Source organism: Chryseobacterium sp. HR92, assembly GCF_045689405.1.
GTDB classification, from domain to species: Bacteria; Bacteroidota; Bacteroidia; order Flavobacteriales; family Weeksellaceae; genus Chryseobacterium; species Chryseobacterium viscerum_A.
Genome location: NZ_CP139139.1, coordinates 2,752,961 through 2,769,500, shown reverse-complemented (window position 1 = coordinate 2,769,500; position 16,540 = coordinate 2,752,961). Strand labels below are relative to the sequence as shown.

At 34.0% G+C, this 16,540-nt stretch carries 19 protein-coding genes; 13 read left to right on the top strand and 6 right to left on the bottom strand.

Annotation, left to right across the window (positions count from 1 at the left end; genetic code table 11):
• Nucleotides 1–65: 65 nt before the first annotated feature.
• The 3 genes from SFA27_RS12545 to SFA27_RS12535 all read right to left on the bottom strand — a co-directional run bounded on the left by SFA27_RS12545 (nt 66) and on the right by SFA27_RS12535 (nt 1,529).
• Nucleotides 66–626: a helix-turn-helix domain-containing protein gene (locus SFA27_RS12545; protein WP_407292407.1), complete on the bottom strand. Its 561-nt coding sequence runs from the start codon at nt 624–626 to the stop codon at nt 66–68.
• Nucleotides 623–1,018, bottom strand: a complete 396-nt coding sequence (locus SFA27_RS12540) for an acyl-CoA thioesterase (protein WP_407292405.1) — start codon at nt 1,016–1,018, stop codon at nt 623–625. The genes SFA27_RS12545 and SFA27_RS12540 overlap by 4 nt, the downstream gene beginning before the upstream one ends.
• Nucleotides 1,019–1,115: 97 nt before the next feature.
• A complete protein-coding gene (locus SFA27_RS12535; protein ID WP_407292402.1) occupies nt 1,116–1,529 on the bottom strand; it encodes a DUF6157 family protein in 414 nt (137 codons plus the stop codon).
• A gap of 354 nt (nt 1,530–1,883) precedes the next feature.
• Between SFA27_RS12535 and SFA27_RS12530 the strand changes: the two genes are divergently transcribed.
• Nucleotides 1,884–2,240: an RNA-binding protein gene (locus SFA27_RS12530; protein ID WP_047375252.1), complete on the top strand. Its 357-nt coding sequence runs from the start codon at nt 1,884–1,886 to the stop codon at nt 2,238–2,240.
• A gap of 139 nt (nt 2,241–2,379) precedes the next feature.
• Complete coding sequence (locus SFA27_RS12525) at nt 2,380–3,132, top strand: hypothetical protein (protein WP_407292399.1); 753 nt, start codon at nt 2,380–2,382, stop codon at nt 3,130–3,132.
• A gap of 57 nt (nt 3,133–3,189) precedes the next feature.
• Here the strand turns inward: SFA27_RS12525 and SFA27_RS12520 are convergent, their stop codons facing one another.
• From SFA27_RS12520 to SFA27_RS12510, 3 genes are read right to left on the bottom strand one after another with little or no spacing between them, the layout of a single operon-like run.
• The gene (locus tag SFA27_RS12520; RefSeq protein ID WP_407292396.1) at nt 3,190–4,974 is read right to left on the bottom strand and encodes a DUF4153 domain-containing protein; all 1,785 of its coding nucleotides are present in this window, start codon (nt 4,972–4,974) and stop codon (nt 3,190–3,192) included.
• Nucleotides 4,975–4,998: 24 nt separating this feature from the next.
• Entirely contained in the window at nt 4,999–5,484 is a 486-nt protein-coding gene (locus SFA27_RS12515; protein ID WP_407292393.1) for a BlaI/MecI/CopY family transcriptional regulator, read from the bottom strand.
• An 8-nt stretch (nt 5,485–5,492) separates the two neighbouring features.
• Nucleotides 5,493–6,095, bottom strand: a complete 603-nt coding sequence (locus tag SFA27_RS12510) for a phosphatase PAP2 family protein (RefSeq protein ID WP_407292390.1) — start codon at nt 6,093–6,095, stop codon at nt 5,493–5,495.
• A 201-nt stretch (nt 6,096–6,296) separates the two neighbouring features.
• On the opposite strand from SFA27_RS12510, the gene SFA27_RS12505 reads away from it, so the two are divergent.
• The 11 genes from SFA27_RS12505 to SFA27_RS12455 all read left to right on the top strand — a co-directional run bounded on the left by SFA27_RS12505 (nt 6,297) and on the right by SFA27_RS12455 (nt 16,338).
• A complete protein-coding gene (locus SFA27_RS12505; protein WP_047375246.1) occupies nt 6,297–6,728 on the top strand; it encodes an NIPSNAP family protein in 432 nt (143 codons plus the stop codon).
• A gap of 317 nt (nt 6,729–7,045) precedes the next feature.
• Nucleotides 7,046–8,047, top strand: a complete 1,002-nt coding sequence (pdhA, locus tag SFA27_RS12500; RefSeq protein WP_047375245.1) for a pyruvate dehydrogenase (acetyl-transferring) E1 component subunit alpha — start codon at nt 7,046–7,048, stop codon at nt 8,045–8,047.
• 84 nt (nt 8,048–8,131) lie between these two features.
• On the top strand, nt 8,132–9,727 hold the full coding sequence (locus SFA27_RS12495) for a 2-oxo acid dehydrogenase subunit E2 (RefSeq protein ID WP_407292385.1): 1,596 nt from the start codon (nt 8,132–8,134) through the stop codon (nt 9,725–9,727).
• Between the two features lie 317 nt (nt 9,728–10,044).
• Nucleotides 10,045–10,713, top strand: coding sequence for an ABC transporter ATP-binding protein (locus SFA27_RS12490; protein ID WP_047375239.1), 669 nt, complete (start codon nt 10,045–10,047; stop codon nt 10,711–10,713).
• 82 nt (nt 10,714–10,795) lie between these two features.
• Nucleotides 10,796–11,308 (top strand): murein L,D-transpeptidase catalytic domain-containing protein, encoded by a 513-nt coding sequence (locus SFA27_RS12485; protein WP_407292382.1) that lies wholly within the window; start codon nt 10,796–10,798, stop codon nt 11,306–11,308.
• A 20-nt stretch (nt 11,309–11,328) separates the two neighbouring features.
• Entirely contained in the window at nt 11,329–12,006 is a 678-nt protein-coding gene (gene radC, locus SFA27_RS12480) for a DNA repair protein RadC (RefSeq protein WP_047375234.1), read from the top strand.
• Nucleotides 12,003–12,920: a hypothetical protein gene (locus tag SFA27_RS12475; protein ID WP_407292378.1), complete on the top strand. Its 918-nt coding sequence runs from the start codon at nt 12,003–12,005 to the stop codon at nt 12,918–12,920. Before radC ends, SFA27_RS12475 begins: the two co-directional genes overlap by 4 nt.
• 105 nt (nt 12,921–13,025) lie before the next feature.
• Nucleotides 13,026–13,922, top strand: a complete 897-nt coding sequence (locus tag SFA27_RS12470; RefSeq protein WP_407292375.1) for a phytanoyl-CoA dioxygenase family protein — start codon at nt 13,026–13,028, stop codon at nt 13,920–13,922.
• Between the two features lie 73 nt (nt 13,923–13,995).
• Nucleotides 13,996–15,171: a hypothetical protein gene (locus SFA27_RS12465; protein WP_407292371.1), complete on the top strand. Its 1,176-nt coding sequence runs from the start codon at nt 13,996–13,998 to the stop codon at nt 15,169–15,171.
• 24 nt (nt 15,172–15,195) lie between these two features.
• Entirely contained in the window at nt 15,196–15,708 is a 513-nt protein-coding gene (locus SFA27_RS12460) for a hypothetical protein (protein ID WP_047375228.1), read from the top strand.
• An 18-nt stretch (nt 15,709–15,726) separates the two neighbouring features.
• Nucleotides 15,727–16,338 (top strand): inorganic pyrophosphatase, encoded by a 612-nt coding sequence (locus tag SFA27_RS12455; protein ID WP_047375226.1) that lies wholly within the window; start codon nt 15,727–15,729, stop codon nt 16,336–16,338.
• Nucleotides 16,339–16,540 lie beyond the last annotated feature (202 nt).

The following is a 16,540-nucleotide window of genomic DNA, read 5'->3' as shown; positions in this document are numbered from 1 at the left end:
TAAGAGTTTGTAAGTGAAATACAAATATTTAACTCCTTCACTCTCAAACGCTCAAACTCTCTTACTTATAGATTGTCAAGCGTTTTACGGTTATGTTCTTTAAGTTTTTTGAATTCAGTAGGAGGGAACCCGGTTATATTCCGGAATTGGGTAGAAAGATGCTGAACGCTTTTATAGCCAAGCTTTCCTGCAATTTCAGTAAGATTGAATTCGTTGTAGAGAAGAAGTTCTTTCACCTTTTCGATTTTCTGAAGAATGAAAAACTGTTCTAATGTAATATTTTCGTTTTGTGAAAATGCTTTGGAAAGTGAACTGTAGTCTTTATGAAGTTTTGAACTTAAAAATTCTGAAAGCAGAAAATCTTCAGCAATATCAAGATCGCTGATCTTTATAATGATCAGGTTTTTGATTTTTTCAACAATCTGATGCGCGGAATCCATGATTCTTTCAAAGCCTGTATCAAGCAGTTCTTTTTCTATGGCCTGCATTTTTTCAGGAGAAACTTCAGTTTCAGTTTCTGCTTCACCTAATACAACGGTGCTTGTTTTTACATTAGCATTACGGAAAATATTTTCTACTGCCGCAATGCACCTGTTGCACACCATATTTTTTATGAAGATTTTCATAGATTACTGTTTAATCTGTCTTTTACAAATTCAATCTGGGTTTTGCCATGGGGAGCAGGGTTGCCTTCCGCATCCAGGTTTACCATCACGATTTTTTCTACAGTAATAATAGTTTGATGGGTCATTTTATTCCGCACATCACATCTTAAAGTAACGGATGAGGACCCGAAATGAGTTGCCTCAATACCTATTTCTATAATGTCTCCCTGTTTAGCAGAGCTGACGAAATTAATCTCAGAGATAAATTTGGTGACTACTTTTGTGTTTTCTAACTGGATAATGGCATACAATGCGGCTTCTTCGTCAATCCATTGCAGGAGTCTTCCCCCAAAAAGAGAGTGATTTGGATTTAAGTCTTCAGGTTTTACCCATTTTCTGGTATGGTAGTTCATATCTTTTAATAATTTGTACCACAAATTTAGTGTTAAAAGCTGATGTTTTCAAAAGAATAGCATTTATTGATCTGAAAATAATGATTCATTTTCTCAATCATTTTCTTTTGGAACGCATGGCTTTTGTTTTTGTGACAGAAGTGCTATTCAATAAATCCTGATATTCTTTACTTTCTATAAGGAACAGAGCAATTTTCTTATCTGTATTATGATGGATTCCAAATCCATATCTTTTAGCTAATGGAGAAGATCGGAGGCATGCCTGACCTTTGGAAAAGAATTTTTCTCTTTCTTCCTGCTTTTTGCTTTCTGAAATATCATTTTTAATAGCATAACATTCAAAAATGATATCATCTGATGAATATTGATAGGGATTTTTTATAAGTTTCTCATATTGAAGACTGGCAATTGTTTTTTCTTTTTTCTCAGGAGGTATCTGAGCCTGGGAAACAGGGCAGTCTTCGGCTACTTCAATAAAGGTGTTGATGTAATTAGTTGTGTGTTGTTTCATCTTCTGACTTTTAATTGATATTTAATAGTAAGGGTGCTTATAAATAAAATACTATCTTGTGGATTATCAAAGTAATAGATCTCCAATATTGTTTTTATTTAAAAAAAATTAACTAATTTTATAATAACGAATTTTTAAATATAATTATTTGTAAATCAGTGTGTTTTATTGTGTTTGGGTTGTTTTTAACTTTAGAGATTCAACATAATGTGAGAAATATTTAAAAAAAGCTTTGATTTGAAATTTTTAATTGTATCTTGCATACGTTTATATTTGGAATCAATATTTGTTCATTAATTTATGTTGTTTTTCTTTTATATACCAAATTTTTATTAATTTTTTAATTTATTCAAAATGAACATTTTTGTTTCAAACATCAATTACGCAACTAAAGAGTATGAGTTGCACGATCTATTCGCAGAATTTGGAGACGTATCATCAGCTAAAATTGTTACAGACAGAGAAACTGGTCGTTCCAGAGGTTTCGGTTTCGTAGAAATGGGTGATGAAGAAGGAAAGCAAGCTATTGAAGCTCTTAACCAAAAAGAATTCAACGGAAAAGCTTTAAACGTATCTGAAGCTAAGCCAAGAGAAGAGAAGCCAAGAAGAAGCTTCGATAACAACAGAGGCGGAGGTTATGGTAACAACAACAATAGAGGCGGAGGCTATGGTAACGGTAACAACCGTGGCGGAGGCGGAAATCGTTGGTAAAAATATGGAGCGGCTTTTAAGCCGCTTTTTTTATGCAATTTAATTTCCAGTAAATCATTTGATTAGAGTTTTGTATTGAGATATCGAGGTGTTTTGGCATAATTTTAGAAAATTATCAATCAATCAAAAAGTAATTATAATGAAAAAACATTTATTAGCATTAATGATGGTGTTTGGTGGATTATTAATCAATGCACAAAACATTTATACTGGTCAGACCCTAGAGCAAAACAGAAAGTATTGGGCGAGTAACAACCGATATTATCTGATTTTTCAGAATGATGGTAACCTGGTTTTATACAATAGAGCGGGTGCTTCAATGTGGGATGCCAAAACAAATAATAAGGGAGTGAGAGCTGTTTTTCAGGAGGATGGCAACTTAGTAGTTTATACTCCGGGAAACGGAGTGGCTTTCAGTTCTAATACCAATGGAAGAAGAGCAGAAAGATTAACTGTTCAGGATGATGGTAATCTTGTGATTTATAATGGTTCAAATCCTTTATGGGCATCAAAAAGTGATTTGAAAAATGGCGGAAGAAATAATGGCTTTGGCCGTGGAAATGGTAATGTAAGTACAGGGCACAGATTCCGTAAGGGAGAAAAAGTGTTTTCTCCTAATGGAAGCTATTATTTAGCTTTCCAAAATGATGGAAACCTAGTTTTATCCTATGATAGCGGTGATGTAATCTGGGCAGCGGGAACTGATAATAAAGGAAGCAGAGCTGAATTTCAAAGCGATGGAAACCTTGTTGTATATGATTCTTATAATAAAGCTGTCTGGAGTTCAAATACTTCCCGCAGAGGAGCAAACAAGCTTTCCGTACAAAATGACGGAAACTTAGTAATCTACGGAGATTATACTCCATTATGGAGCTCAGGAACCAACAGATAAAACAATATTCTATATACAAATAAAAAAGACTGTCCTTGTGGCAGTCTTTTTTATTCATTATTTTAATCTTATCAGAATGTAAACATCCTCATAATAAATGCTGGCCAGTTCATTATCAGAATATTTTTCTTTTGTAATTTCATTGAAAATAAGCTTGACGTGGTATTTGCCCAAATCAGATTCCATTGCTATGTCAGGAACTCTTACGGTTCCGTTTTTGTTTTTATTTTTTTCAAATAATTGAATGATTTTCGGTCCGAAATCTACTTCTTCCTTAGAATTTAATCTCAGCCTCAATGAGGATTTATCAGTCAGCTGATCAGTGAGTTCAAACTGGTCTTCATTCAGCTTCTGTGGATCTCTGCTATAACGATGAAAAGTGAGTAAATATTGATAATTTTGGATGTCTATAATTTGCTTTTCAGGAACAAGGACAATTCTGTTCAGTTCATAAGGCTTATTTTTAACGGTGATATTTACATCCGAAAATTTATTTTGAATATTGTAATTAATATTATAAAATGCACCCTTTTCAATATTATCGGATAACTCGGATTGATCTTTTTGATTCAGAAGATCTGATAAAAATTCACTTTGTTTTCTTTCTGCCAGAAATTCAAACTTATCAGCAATTTCATTACGAACTGTATCCGTAATTTTTTTATTAAAATTAATTTTACCGGCACTGATTAACTGATTTTGATTTAAAATATTCATGAGTTCTGTCTTCTGACTTCTCTTGGCAACACTGAAAGCATTGAGATAAGGAAAAATTAAAGCAAAAGCTCCAAACAAAAATAAGCTGACCGGAATAAATTTTATCGTTGCTTTTCTACTGAAAATAAAGTAAATAACAATACTCAGCAGCCAAAGTGCTATAAGAAAAACAAAATATCTTGGTTCTGTATAGCCATATTCCAGAATTCTTGTGAAAATGGCTGTGAAAAGCAGAATGATCAAAGGAACAATGGTGTAGTAAAATGCTTTTGAGAATATCTTAACCCACGATTTTGCATTTTCTTCTTTTAATGGATGTACAAGAAGCAATGCCAGAACCCCAACAATGCTGTAGGCTAATACAAGATAGGAAACCCAACCTCTTGGAAGCTGCCAGTTCATCAGGATTTTAAAAGAATAAAAATAAAGAATTGCTACGTAAATAAGGAGTAGCGGGATTAAAATAAACTGAGTGAAAAACTTTAAAACAACAGGATATGTTCCATCTTTTTCAAGATTATTTAAACCTTTGTCACTAAATAAAAGAAAAATAAAACTGCTTCCGAAAATAGCCAGAACAAAAAATGTATCAGTATAAATTCTGTGATGAAAATGAAAATCAAAAAGTTTATCAACAGCTAAAATGGCCAATTCAACTCCGCCGGTCAAAACTCCTGTAAATACAATAGTAAGGAAGAAATTTACAAAAAGATTTTTGTTATACTGCCAGAATTGGAGCTCCTTGTCTTTTTCAAGAAACGGAACAAAAGAAACCAGCAAGTGGGAGAGAAGAGCTGTAACTGCAATGATATAGACGTAAACTTCGGTGAAATTATTCTTTTTATCCGGCAAAATACAATAGAATCCAACAAGAAAAGCAACACCACATAGGTGTAATAGTAATTCTTTCCCGATTCTCTGTGATACCATTTTCAGGGCAAACATCAGTGAAATTCCAAGACAGGCACAAATAGTGAACTTAATGTACGTGGTAACCTCCTCAAGCTCTGTTTCAGCAATGCAGATAGCACCAATTGCAGCTAATAAAGCCACTGCCAAAACCATTGGATAACGAAGGATTACTTCATTGGCCCGGCTTAAAGTTTCCTGGAATTTTGTTTTCATGATTTGGTGTTTTTGACAGTAAGATTAATCTTTTTTCTTCTTTTTCTTTTTGTCTTTTTCCTTTTCTTTCCCTTTGGTTTTCTTCTCTTTTTTAGGACTTAAGATTTCTTCAGCAATCTCAAACTTTGGTTCTTCAACTTTTGCTGGTTTTATTTCGATTTTTAAATCAAAATATCCTTTCATATCTTCCTGGGAGATTAATTTTTCGCTTAATAAAAACTCCAGGATTTCTTTCCCTGAATTATTAAAGAAGTTATGCGAAAGTTCTTTCAATAAGAATTTTTTATATCCTTCCAAAGGAACAAGCACCGAATATTTGAAAATTCTTCCTTCTTTTACAGTGGATAGATAGCCTTTTTCAACCAATATTTTCAAATAAGTAGAAACCGTATTCTGGTGTGGTTTAGGTCCCGGATGCTGCTCCATAACGTCCTTCAGATAGAAAGATTCCATTTTCCAAAACAGCTTCATAAAGTTTTCTTCTGCGGCAGTAAGATGATTTATTTTCATAGAGTACTCTAATGTTGAAATTGAATATTGCAATAAAGATAGATAAAAGATACCAAAAAAGCTATTCCAGCCCCCATAAATACTTCTTTTACTGTATGACGTTTTAAAATAATGCGGGTAATTCCGACCAAAGCGGCAATTCCCAGCCATAGCAGACCCATTTTCCAATCAAGACTAGAAAATAAAGCTGCTACAAATATATTGAATGCGGTATGCATTGAGCTTTTGATAAAAAGATTGCTGACCTGAAGAGCAAATAGAAGTATTAAAATAAAAAGCATGACAAGATCAACAGATCCGTTTCTGATGTAATCGAAAACAAGATAAGTAATCACACATACTGCGATAAATATATACAGTGTTTTTCTTTGAACCCGGTTGGATACGTCCATATTGGTATATCTTCCTGTTTTCACATTCCATACCAGCCAAATGACAACCGGAATAATAATCATTGCTAGTACGGGAATGAAGTACATCATAGAATCTTTAAGAGTGTATTCCCTGATGCTCATATATATGAAAAAAATAATCAGAGAGACCAGAGGATTAAAGAAGTCGGAAATGACTTTTGAAATTTTATGTAGTAATGAAGACTGTTTTTCTTCCATAATCAATTTTAAAAATCAAATATACCATTATAACCTCAAAAAACAAACGGAAAACAGAGGTGTTAAAGGTGCTGAATTATGTGAAAACGGCTCAATGTCAGTCACTTTTAATATGATGAAATATTTTCAGTTATTTTAAATTAATATTGAATTTTGCCGAAAATGTATACCTTTAACTAATTGGTTTTAATCATTAATATAATGAAATATCTATTCACAGTCTTCTTGATAATTGCAGGTTATTTTGCTTTTGGGCAAAAGCTTTCTCAGGAAAAAATTTCTACGATGCCAGCTCCTGTGCATCAGTTAAGGATTTATGAAGTTCCCAAAGAGAATAAACAGGTTTTTCTGGATCGTTTCCGGGATCATGCACTCAGGATAATGAAGAAATATGGTTTTACCATTGTGGCAACTTGGGAATCGGAATTCAGGGAAAAAACAGAATTTGTTTATCTGCTTGAGTGGAAAGATGAAGATGCAATGAAAACTGCGTGGGAAGGATTCATGGCAGATAAAGAATGGAAAGAAATTAAAGCCAGAACAGCAAAACAATATGGTAATTTCGTTAATGAAATTGAAGACAGAACCCTGAAACTTACAGATTTTTCCCCGGAAAAGAAGCTCTTGAAATAACCAAAAGATATATTAACAATAATTAAAGAGGAAAGAAATAGGATTATAAAAAGTACCGAATTTTGATATCTCCGAATTATGTGTTGTTTCAGAAAAACCATATGGATAGGCTGATTCCTTATATATCGCGGTAAGAATATAATGGATAAAACACTGCTTTATCTTTCTTTCAAGGGGTCGAAAATTAAGAATAATCCATTCGGCCTGCAAATAGATTTTACAGAAAAAACGAAAAGTTATCTATGTATAGAATAAAAACAAAGTTTTTTTCATAATTTTGCTCAACTATTTCATCATAAAAAAGCAAGAGCTAACACATGAAAGAATTTTCTAAAGAGGTATACCTGAAGTGGTATGAAGATATGACAATGTGGAGAAGGTTTGAAGACAAATGCCGTTCTCTTTACCTAAAACAAAAGATCAGAGGATTTTTACATTTGTATAACGGTCAGGAAGCTATTCCTGCTGGATTTACACATGCAATGGATCTGACAAAGGATAGTATGATTACTGCTTACAGATGTCACATCCATCCAATGGCGATGGGAGTAGATCCTAAAAGAATCATGGCTGAACTTTGCGGTAAAGCTACAGGTACATCCGGAGGTATGGGTGGATCTATGCACATTTTCAGTAAAGAACACCGTTTTTACGGAGGACACGGTATCGTTGGAGGACAAATTCCTTTGGGTGCAGGTATTGCTTTTGCAGATAAATATTTTGACAGAAAAGCTGTGAACATCTGTTTCTTTGGAGACGGAGCTGCTAGACAAGGTTCTTTACATGAGACATTCAACATGGCAATGAACTGGAAACTTCCTGTGGTATTTGTGGTAGAAAACAACCAATATGCAATGGGAACTTCTGTAAAAAGAACTGCCAACCACGAAGATATCTATAAACTAGGATTAGGATACGAAATGCCTTGTCTTGCTGTAGATGCAATGGATCCTGAAAAAGTAGCTGAAGCTGCTTATGAGGCTATTGAAAGAGCAAGAAGAGGAGATGGTCCTACATTCATTGAAGCAAGAACTTACCGTTACAGAGGACACTCTATGTCTGATGCTGAGCCATACAGATCTAAAGAAGAAGTAGCTATTCATAAAAATGATGACCCAATCGAGCTTGTAAAACACAGAATTTTAGAAAACGGATGGGCTACAGAAGCTGAATTGGAAGCTATGGATAATAAGTCAAGAGACTTTGTTGAAGAGTGTATCGAATTTATGGAAAATTCTCCATATCCAGAGACAGAAAAGATCTATGAGTATGTATATGCTCAGGAAAACTATCCATTCCTAGACAAATTAGAAAACTAAAAAATAAAAATTAATTTGAAATTTGAAGTTTGAAATTTCTGAAATCTCAAATCTCAAATCTCGAATCTCAAATCAATATAGATTATGGCAGAAGTAATTACGATGCCCCGCCTGTCCGACACGATGACGGAAGGTAAGGTGGCTAAATGGCATAAAAAAGTAGGAGATAAAGTAAAAGAAGGAGATATTTTAGCTGAAATTGAAACTGATAAAGCAGTTCAGGATTTCGAATCTGAAATAGAAGGTACCCTTTTATACGTAGGTGTAGAAGAAGGTGCTGCTGCTGCTGTAGACTCTGTTTTGGCTATTATCGGGAATGAAGGAGAAGATATTTCAGGATTGACAGGTGGAGCTGCTGCTCCCGCTGCAGGAACTGAAGAAAAAAAATCAGAAGAACAGCCTAAAGCAGAAATTGCTGCACCTGTTGCTGCAGAAGTTCCGGCAGGAGTAGAAATTATTACAATGCCAAGACTTTCTGATACAATGACAGAAGGTAAAGTAGCTAAATGGCACAAAAATGTAGGCGATACAGTAAAAGAAGGAGACCTTCTTGCTGAAATCGAAACAGATAAAGCGGTACAGGATTTTGAATCTGAATTCAATGGAGTATTATTGAAGCAAGGTGTAGAAGAAGGAGGTGCTGCTCCGGTTGATTCCGTATTAGCAATTATTGGCCCTGCAGGAACAGATGTTTCCGCTGTAGGAGCTCCAAAAGCAGCAGCTGCATCAACTGAAAAACCAGCTGAACAAAAAGCAGAAGTTAAAACAGAAGAAAAGGCAGCTCCTGCTGCAGATTCTTCATCTTCTGACAGAATAGCAATCTCTCCACTGGCTAAGAAAATGGCTCAGGATAAAGGGGTTGATATCAACAGTGTTCAGGGATCTGGTGAAAACGGAAGAATCGTTAAAAAAGATATTGAAAATTATCAGCCAGCTGCCAAACCGGCTGCTTCAGCTCCGACAGCAAGTACTGCTCCTGTTGCCGTAAGCTTTGTACAGGGTGAAGATACAGAGACTCCAAACTCACAGGTAAGAAATATTATTGCAAAACGTCTTTCTGAAAGTAAATTCTCTGCACCTCACTACTATCTGATGGTTGAGATCAATATGGATAAAGCCATTGAAGCAAGAAAAGAAATCAATTCTTTACCTGATACTAAAATCTCTTTCAACGATATGATCATTAAAGCAACTGCAATTGCTTTAAGAAAACACCCTCAGGTAAATTCAAGTTGGGCTGGTGATAAGATCATCCACAGAGGAAATATCAATATTGGTGTAGCAGTAGCTATTCCGGACGGATTGGTAGTTCCTGTATTGAAAAATACAGATCAGATGACATATACTCAGATTTCTGCATCTGTGAAAGATATGGCATCAAGAGCTAAGAGTAAAGGTCTTAAAGCTAACGAAATGGAAGGATCTACATTCTCTATTTCTAACTTAGGAATGTTCGGAATCGAAACCTTTACAAGTATCATCAACCAGCCAAACTCTGCTATCCTTTCAGTAGGAGCAATTATTGAGAAACCAATCGTAAAAGATAGTCAGATTGTAGTTGGAAACACAATGAAACTTTCATTGGCATGTGATCACAGAGTGGTAGACGGTGCTACAGGTGCTCAATTCTTGCAGACATTAAGAACATATTTAGAAAGTCCATTAACATTGTTACTGTAATTTTCTGAAATGAAAAATAGTAAAACCTCCCAAGCCGGGAGGTTTTTTGTTTTTGATAAATTAAAATGCAAATGACTGATAAAACCTATGAGGCTTCATAAACAACATTATAGGTTTATAAATAAATTCTGAAAAAGAAAATAATACTTTTTTACATATGTTTTATAGCCAAAATATGAAGAAAATAATTAAAAAAATTAATAGAAAAGACCTATATAAATGAATTAGAAAAATCTAATCGTAATAAAACTAAAATAAAATATAAACCGCTTCAAAAAGCGGTTTTTTATTTGAAGGCAATTCACTATTTTTGAATCATGATTAAAGCAAGAAATATCCATAAATCTTATGGGAATTTAGAAGTACTGAAAGGAGTTGATATTCATATCAAAATGGGTGAGGTGGTTTCTATTGTAGGAGAATCAGGAGCAGGTAAATCTACGTTACTGCAGATTTTAGGAACTTTGGATCATCCAACCCAGTCAAACAAATATGATACTGAAATTGAAATAGCAGGAGAATCATTTATTAATATGAATGATAAACAGCTTTCAAAGTTCAGAAATCAGAATATTGGTTTTGTATTTCAGTTTCATCAGCTTCTTCCGGAATTTACAGCGCTGGAAAATGTATTGCTTCCAACAAAAATAGCCGGAGCCAATGAAAAAGAAGCCCTTGAAAAGGCCTATGCTTTATTTGAAGATTTAAAAATAGAACAAAGACTGCAGCATAAACCCAATCAACTTTCAGGTGGAGAAGCGCAAAGGGTAGCTGTAGCAAGAGCTTTAATCAATTCACCCAAAATTATTTTTGCGGATGAGCCTACAGGAAACCTGGATTCCAAGAATGCAGATGATCTTCACAGATTGTTTTTTGATCTTAGGGATAAATACAACCAAACATTTGTCATTGTTACCCACAACCCGAATCTCGCAGAAATTACAGACCGAAAGCTCGTTATGAAGGACGGAATGATCATAGAATAGGAGTATATAACCCCAGATGATGAAACACTTTATTTTTCTTTTTTTAATTTTAATTTCCTGCTCAAAAGCTGAATCACAGCAGTTGAACTTACAGCATGTGCCTCAGGAAAAGATTTTGGAGATTAAAAATTATATTAAAGGAAAAGAGTATAATCAGGATCTTGCTGTTTTTATCAATTTTAAGATACCTTCCGGAAAATACCGTTATTTCATTTATAATCTGAAAAATAATACCATTGTACAGCAGGCCGTCGTATCCCATGGTTCAGGTTCAGTCATTCCACGGTCAGATGCTTTAAAATTCAGTAATGTTGAAGGTTCCTATCAGTCATCTCTGGGAAAATATGCCATTGGGGAAAGCTATGTAGGAAAGTTTGGTAAAGCTTACCGATTAAAAGGTCTTGATTCTACTAACAGCAATGCAATGCAAAGAGCTATTGTTCTTCATTCCTATGGATGTATTCCTGATGTGGAATCTCAGACTCCTGTATGCCTGAGTTTAGGGTGTCCAATGCTTTCGGTAAATGCACTTAAAGAAACAGCAAAATATGTTGATCAGTCGACAAAACCGGTGATCCTGTATGCATTTTATTAATTCATAATCTTTTTTTTTTCATGGCTATAAAATTTCTTGCAGAAGATGACAGACCCAGAGAAAAGTTTTTGCAGAAAGGCAAAAGCTCACTTTCTGATTCTGAGCTGCTGGCTATTATTATGGGAAGTGGAAATAGAGAGGAAGATGCTTTGGAACTAGCACGGAAAATTTTATCCTCAGTTAATAACAGTTGGCATCAGTTGAGCTTACTTTCTGCTAAAGATCTGATGAAATTTAAAGGAATTGGAGTAACAAAAGCGATTTCAATAATTTCAGCTTTAGAAATCGGAAAAAGAAGAACGGTACAGGAAATTCCTGAAAAAGCAGTGATTGGTAACAGTAATGATGCTTATCTTATTCTTCAAAACCAGCTTGCTGACTTAAGGACAGAAGAGTTCTGGGCTATTTTTCTTAACAACAGCAACAAAGTGATTCATGTTTCACAACTAACTCAGGGAGGAATAAGTCAATCTATTGTAGATGTCAGAGTTTTGTATAAAACAGCACTGGATCATTTTTCAACAGGTATTATCATTGCCCACAACCATCCTTCCGGAAGTTTAAAACCAAGCCGGGAAGATCTTAATATTACACAAAAAATAAAAGAAGCAGGAAATACTTTAAGTATCCAGCTTTTAGACCATATTATTGTCACGCAGGATTCCTATTTTAGTTTCTCGGACTCAGGATTATTATGATTAGAAGATTGAAATATCATGAAATTGATTTTGTAAAATATGCTCAATGTTTAGATAATTCCGAACAAAGAAAATATTCTGCTACAAAAGAATTTTTAGATACAACTTCTACAATGCCATGGGAAATTTTGGTTTATAAGGATTATGAAGCTGTGATGCCCGTACCTTTTGTAAGAAAATATGGGATGAAAATTGTTCATAATCCGAAACTTTGCCAGCAACTCGGTGTTTTTTCCACTAAAGATGATGTTGACCTTAATGAAGCTTTTTTAGAATATCTGGAAAAAAATTACATGATCAGGGCCTATTCGTTCAATGATGTAAACCAACTCCGAACGAAGATCAGAATTAAGAAGAACTTTTTATTGTATCCTGATACTTACGAGAAAATCCGTGCCAATTATTCTCCCAAAAGGAAAAGAAAACTTCGTTTAAGTGAAGAAGTTTTAAAAGAATCAGAAGTTAAAACCATTTCTTTTGACAAAGCAGAGACTTTTATAGAAGTCAACACAATAGGGCTGAGCAAAGACAATGATCTGTATGAATTCAGGAGGATTTTTGAAAGTTTTTATAAGTTGGGTTATCTGAAGTTCACTGCTTTTTATTATCAAAACAAGATTGTCAACGTAATTGCTACTTACACAGATTGTAATATGGTAGCACTTTTAGGTAATTTTAATGATAAGGATTATGTCAAATTATCAGGCGCATCAGTGTTGATTGATACTGTTATTAAAGAAAATATAGAAACTCATATTTTTGATTTTGAAGGGGGAGAGCTACCCAATATTGAAGAGTTTTTCAGAGGGTTCCGCCCGGAATTAAGACCTTACGGAATTATTGAAAATTCAAAAAAGAACCTCTTTAAAAAATTAGGCTATCTTATAATGAGAGGAAAGTCATTTTTATGGTGAAAAGCATTGTTTAGATTGGTTCTAATTAAGTAATATTCCGTAACTTTATAAAATCCTAGTCAAACATTTATGTTACAACAGATTCGTCAATACAAACTATCATATATGCTTTATAACTTGTTTAAAAAAAATAAGTTAAAACATAATATCCCACTGTATAAAAAATACGGTATTAATAAGAGTTATTTTTCAAGTATTTCGAGTAAAGATTTTGCAGATCTTCCTGCCAGCGATAGAAAGGTAGATTATGCAAAACTTGCAGAAACTCCTTTTTTTAAGAAGCTGACGGGAGAAAATAGAGAAAGCGCTCTTCAGTATGATGATAACGGGTATATGATTCTGAGAAACTTTCTGACGCCGGAAACAGCTGATCAAATTAATACAGAAATTGATAAGCTGATGGAAGATGGTACACTGAAGTTTATTTACGGAGGAAAACTGATGTTTGCTATTCATCATTCAGAAATTATTAAAAAAATTGGAAATGATAAGGAACTGTTAGACTTTTTATCTGTTTTACTGGACGGAAAATCTAAACTTTTTCAAAGTATCAACTTCATCAACGGAAGCCAGCAGAAAACCCATTCTGACAGTATTCATATGACGACTTATCCCTTGGGGGGATTGCTGGGAGTATGGATTGCCCTGGAAGATGTGGATGAAACCAATGGTGCCCTTCATTACATTCCTAAGAGTCATAAATTACCTTATTTCCTGAATTCTGATTATGATAACGAAGGTACAGACTGGAAAATCGGTAAGAAAAGTTACAGAGCTTATGAAACTTTCCTGGAGGATAAGGTAAAGGAGCTGGGATTGAAAAAAGAAGTCTTTAAGGCAAAAAAAGGTGATCTGTTGATCTGGCATGCCAACATTCTTCACGGTGGTGAGCCTCATATGGATAAAAAAAGAACAAGAAAGAGTCTTGTTTATCACTTCTTTGATGAAAATAGTGTTTGTTATCATGAAGTAACCCAAAGGCCTGCATTGTTTGAACTGTAATCCTTTATTATAAAAGCTTTTTATAAGTTTAAATGATAGTTTTTTTACATTTGTATACTTATAATATCAATAAATGAAAAAAAGGGAAAATATTCTTGTTTTTATATTTTCAATCTATGTGTGCTTCATGTCATACTACCTATATATCAACCATTATTACAACACTGATATGGAAGCTTATATGGGGTTGATTTATAAAACAGAATATCCCGAAATGAAAATTGAAGAGATTCATCAGAAAGTATATGATGAATTGAGGGAAAAGAACCCTGATTTTGCAGGATTAGGTCCTGTAGATCCAATGGTAAGAGAAGTGGCAGAAGGTGAAAGTACTTATTACAAAATATTATCACAGAATCCTAAAGCTTATGAAGAAGAATTACAGCTTTTTGCTGTAAAACCTTTTTATAATTTTATCAATTGGTCGTTCTTTAAATTGGGTTTCAGTGCATCAGCATCTAATTCTTTAATTTCAATTATTTCTTACGGCCTGATTCTTATTCTGATTTTCATTTTTTTGATAAAAATCCTGAAAAATTATAGTCTTGCTTTTATCATCACGATTTTAATTTCTCTGTTCAAACCCTTTGTGGAGTCCGGCAGACATGTCTCTGCAGATTCTTTATCATGCCTGTTGATTCTTTTAAGCTTCTATGTATTTTTAGTAAGAAGAAATTTTTTTCTCGCGGGTATTTTTGCTATGCTGTGTATTCTTACAAGGCCGGAATATTTTATTTTTTATTCTTTCCTGTATGGTCTTATTTATCTTTACAGAAATAAGCTTCAGGTGAAAACAGCTCCATTATTGATATCATACGGATACCTGTTTCTTTCTTTCTTTTTAATACAGGCTTTTAATCAGGTTTCATGGTCTACACTATTTATGAATCAGTTTACTAAAGTTCAGATTTATCCTGTCTCGCAGCCTGATCCGTTTTCTTTTTCAGATTATATTTATTTCATTAAAAGCAAAATAATGCTGGAGTTCAATGCTTCCTATTTTCCGGTTCTGTTGCTCTTTATTGTCATTATTCTGGCTAATCATTTCTCGTTCCATAATAAAAAGAATCAGGCTCAGGTCTTGTTTTTTGCAGTTATTTATGTAACAGTTATGCTTAGATTTTTAGTTTTTCCGTCTTTGGCCAATAGGATGATGACGGGCTTTTATCTCATAATTATACTTGCATTGATTTATATACAGATTTCTAAAGTGGATATATTTAAAAACTCTTTAGAAGACGGAAAATAATTAGTAATTTTGCAGTCTAAAATTATGACGAGTCTTTCAGGATATCTACCGTATGCATTTGCATTGATTATTGCAATTCCTTTTCTGGTTTTGCTCAGACAATTTGTACACTCGTACATTACCCTTAAAAATCAGGAAATCAAACTACTTACCGTGAAGTCGAATTCTGAGAATAAGGCACATTCTTACGAAAGAATGACCTTGTTCCTGGACAGAATGAAGCCGTCAAACCTTATCCAGAGGTTTGATAGAGAACTGGCTGTACATGAGTTTATTTTCCTTACCGAAAAAACAATCAATGAAGAATTTGAATATAACTCTTCACAGCAGTTATACATCACAAAAAATTCATGGAAGAATATCGTAGACTCTAAAAATGCGATCATAGAGTTGCTTCACAAAACTTATGACGGATTGAAAGGAGAGGTTCAGCTGGATGAATTTAAAACGATTTTCATCATGAACTACATGGAAGGCAATGATTATATTGTGGAAACAATAGAAGACCTAAGAAAAGAAATTTTAATAATAACTTAAAAAATAACAGATAAAATAATGATTCCAAATTTTAAAGCACATCCATGGCACGGAATTTCTGCAGGAGAAGATGCGCCAAATGTTGTAAACGTATTTGTGGAAATTGTTCCTTCAGATACTATTAAATATGAAGTAGATAAAGAAACCGGATACTTAAAAGTAGACAGACCACAGAAATTCTCTAACATCATTCCTGCTTTATATGGTTTTGTTCCAAGAACATACTGTGATAAGGAAGTAATGAGACTTGCTGTAGAATCAGGAGCTACTGATGTTACAATGGGAGATCATGACCCTCTTGATATTTGTGTTTTAAGTTCTCACAATATTCATGCCGGAGGTTTATTGATGGAGGCTATTCCAATCGGAGGTTTCAAAATGATTGACGGAGGTGAAGCTGATGATAAAATCGTTGCAGTAATGATCAACGACCATGCTTTCGGACACTTCAGAGATATTTCTGAATTGCCAGAAGCTGAAGTAAAAAGATTAATGCACTACTTCCTTACCTATAAAAATTTACCGGATGAGCCTGCAAAATGTAGAATCCAGGAGGTTTACGGAGCTGAGCACGCAAGAAAAGTGATTAAAGCATCTCAAACAGATTATGCAGATAAATTCGGAGGATAAGATTCTCTTAATTCAATACAATAAAAGGGTAGACAGTTTCTGTTTATCCTTTTTTATTGAAACAAAGTAAAGTTCTTTCCGGAAATTATACAACGAATTGTCATCACGGGCAGATATTAAGCAATCTTTTTTATTCAATTATTAAATCTGAATAGTTGAAATTATTCAAAGAATTTTCATGCAGGTAATTTCTCTGAAACCT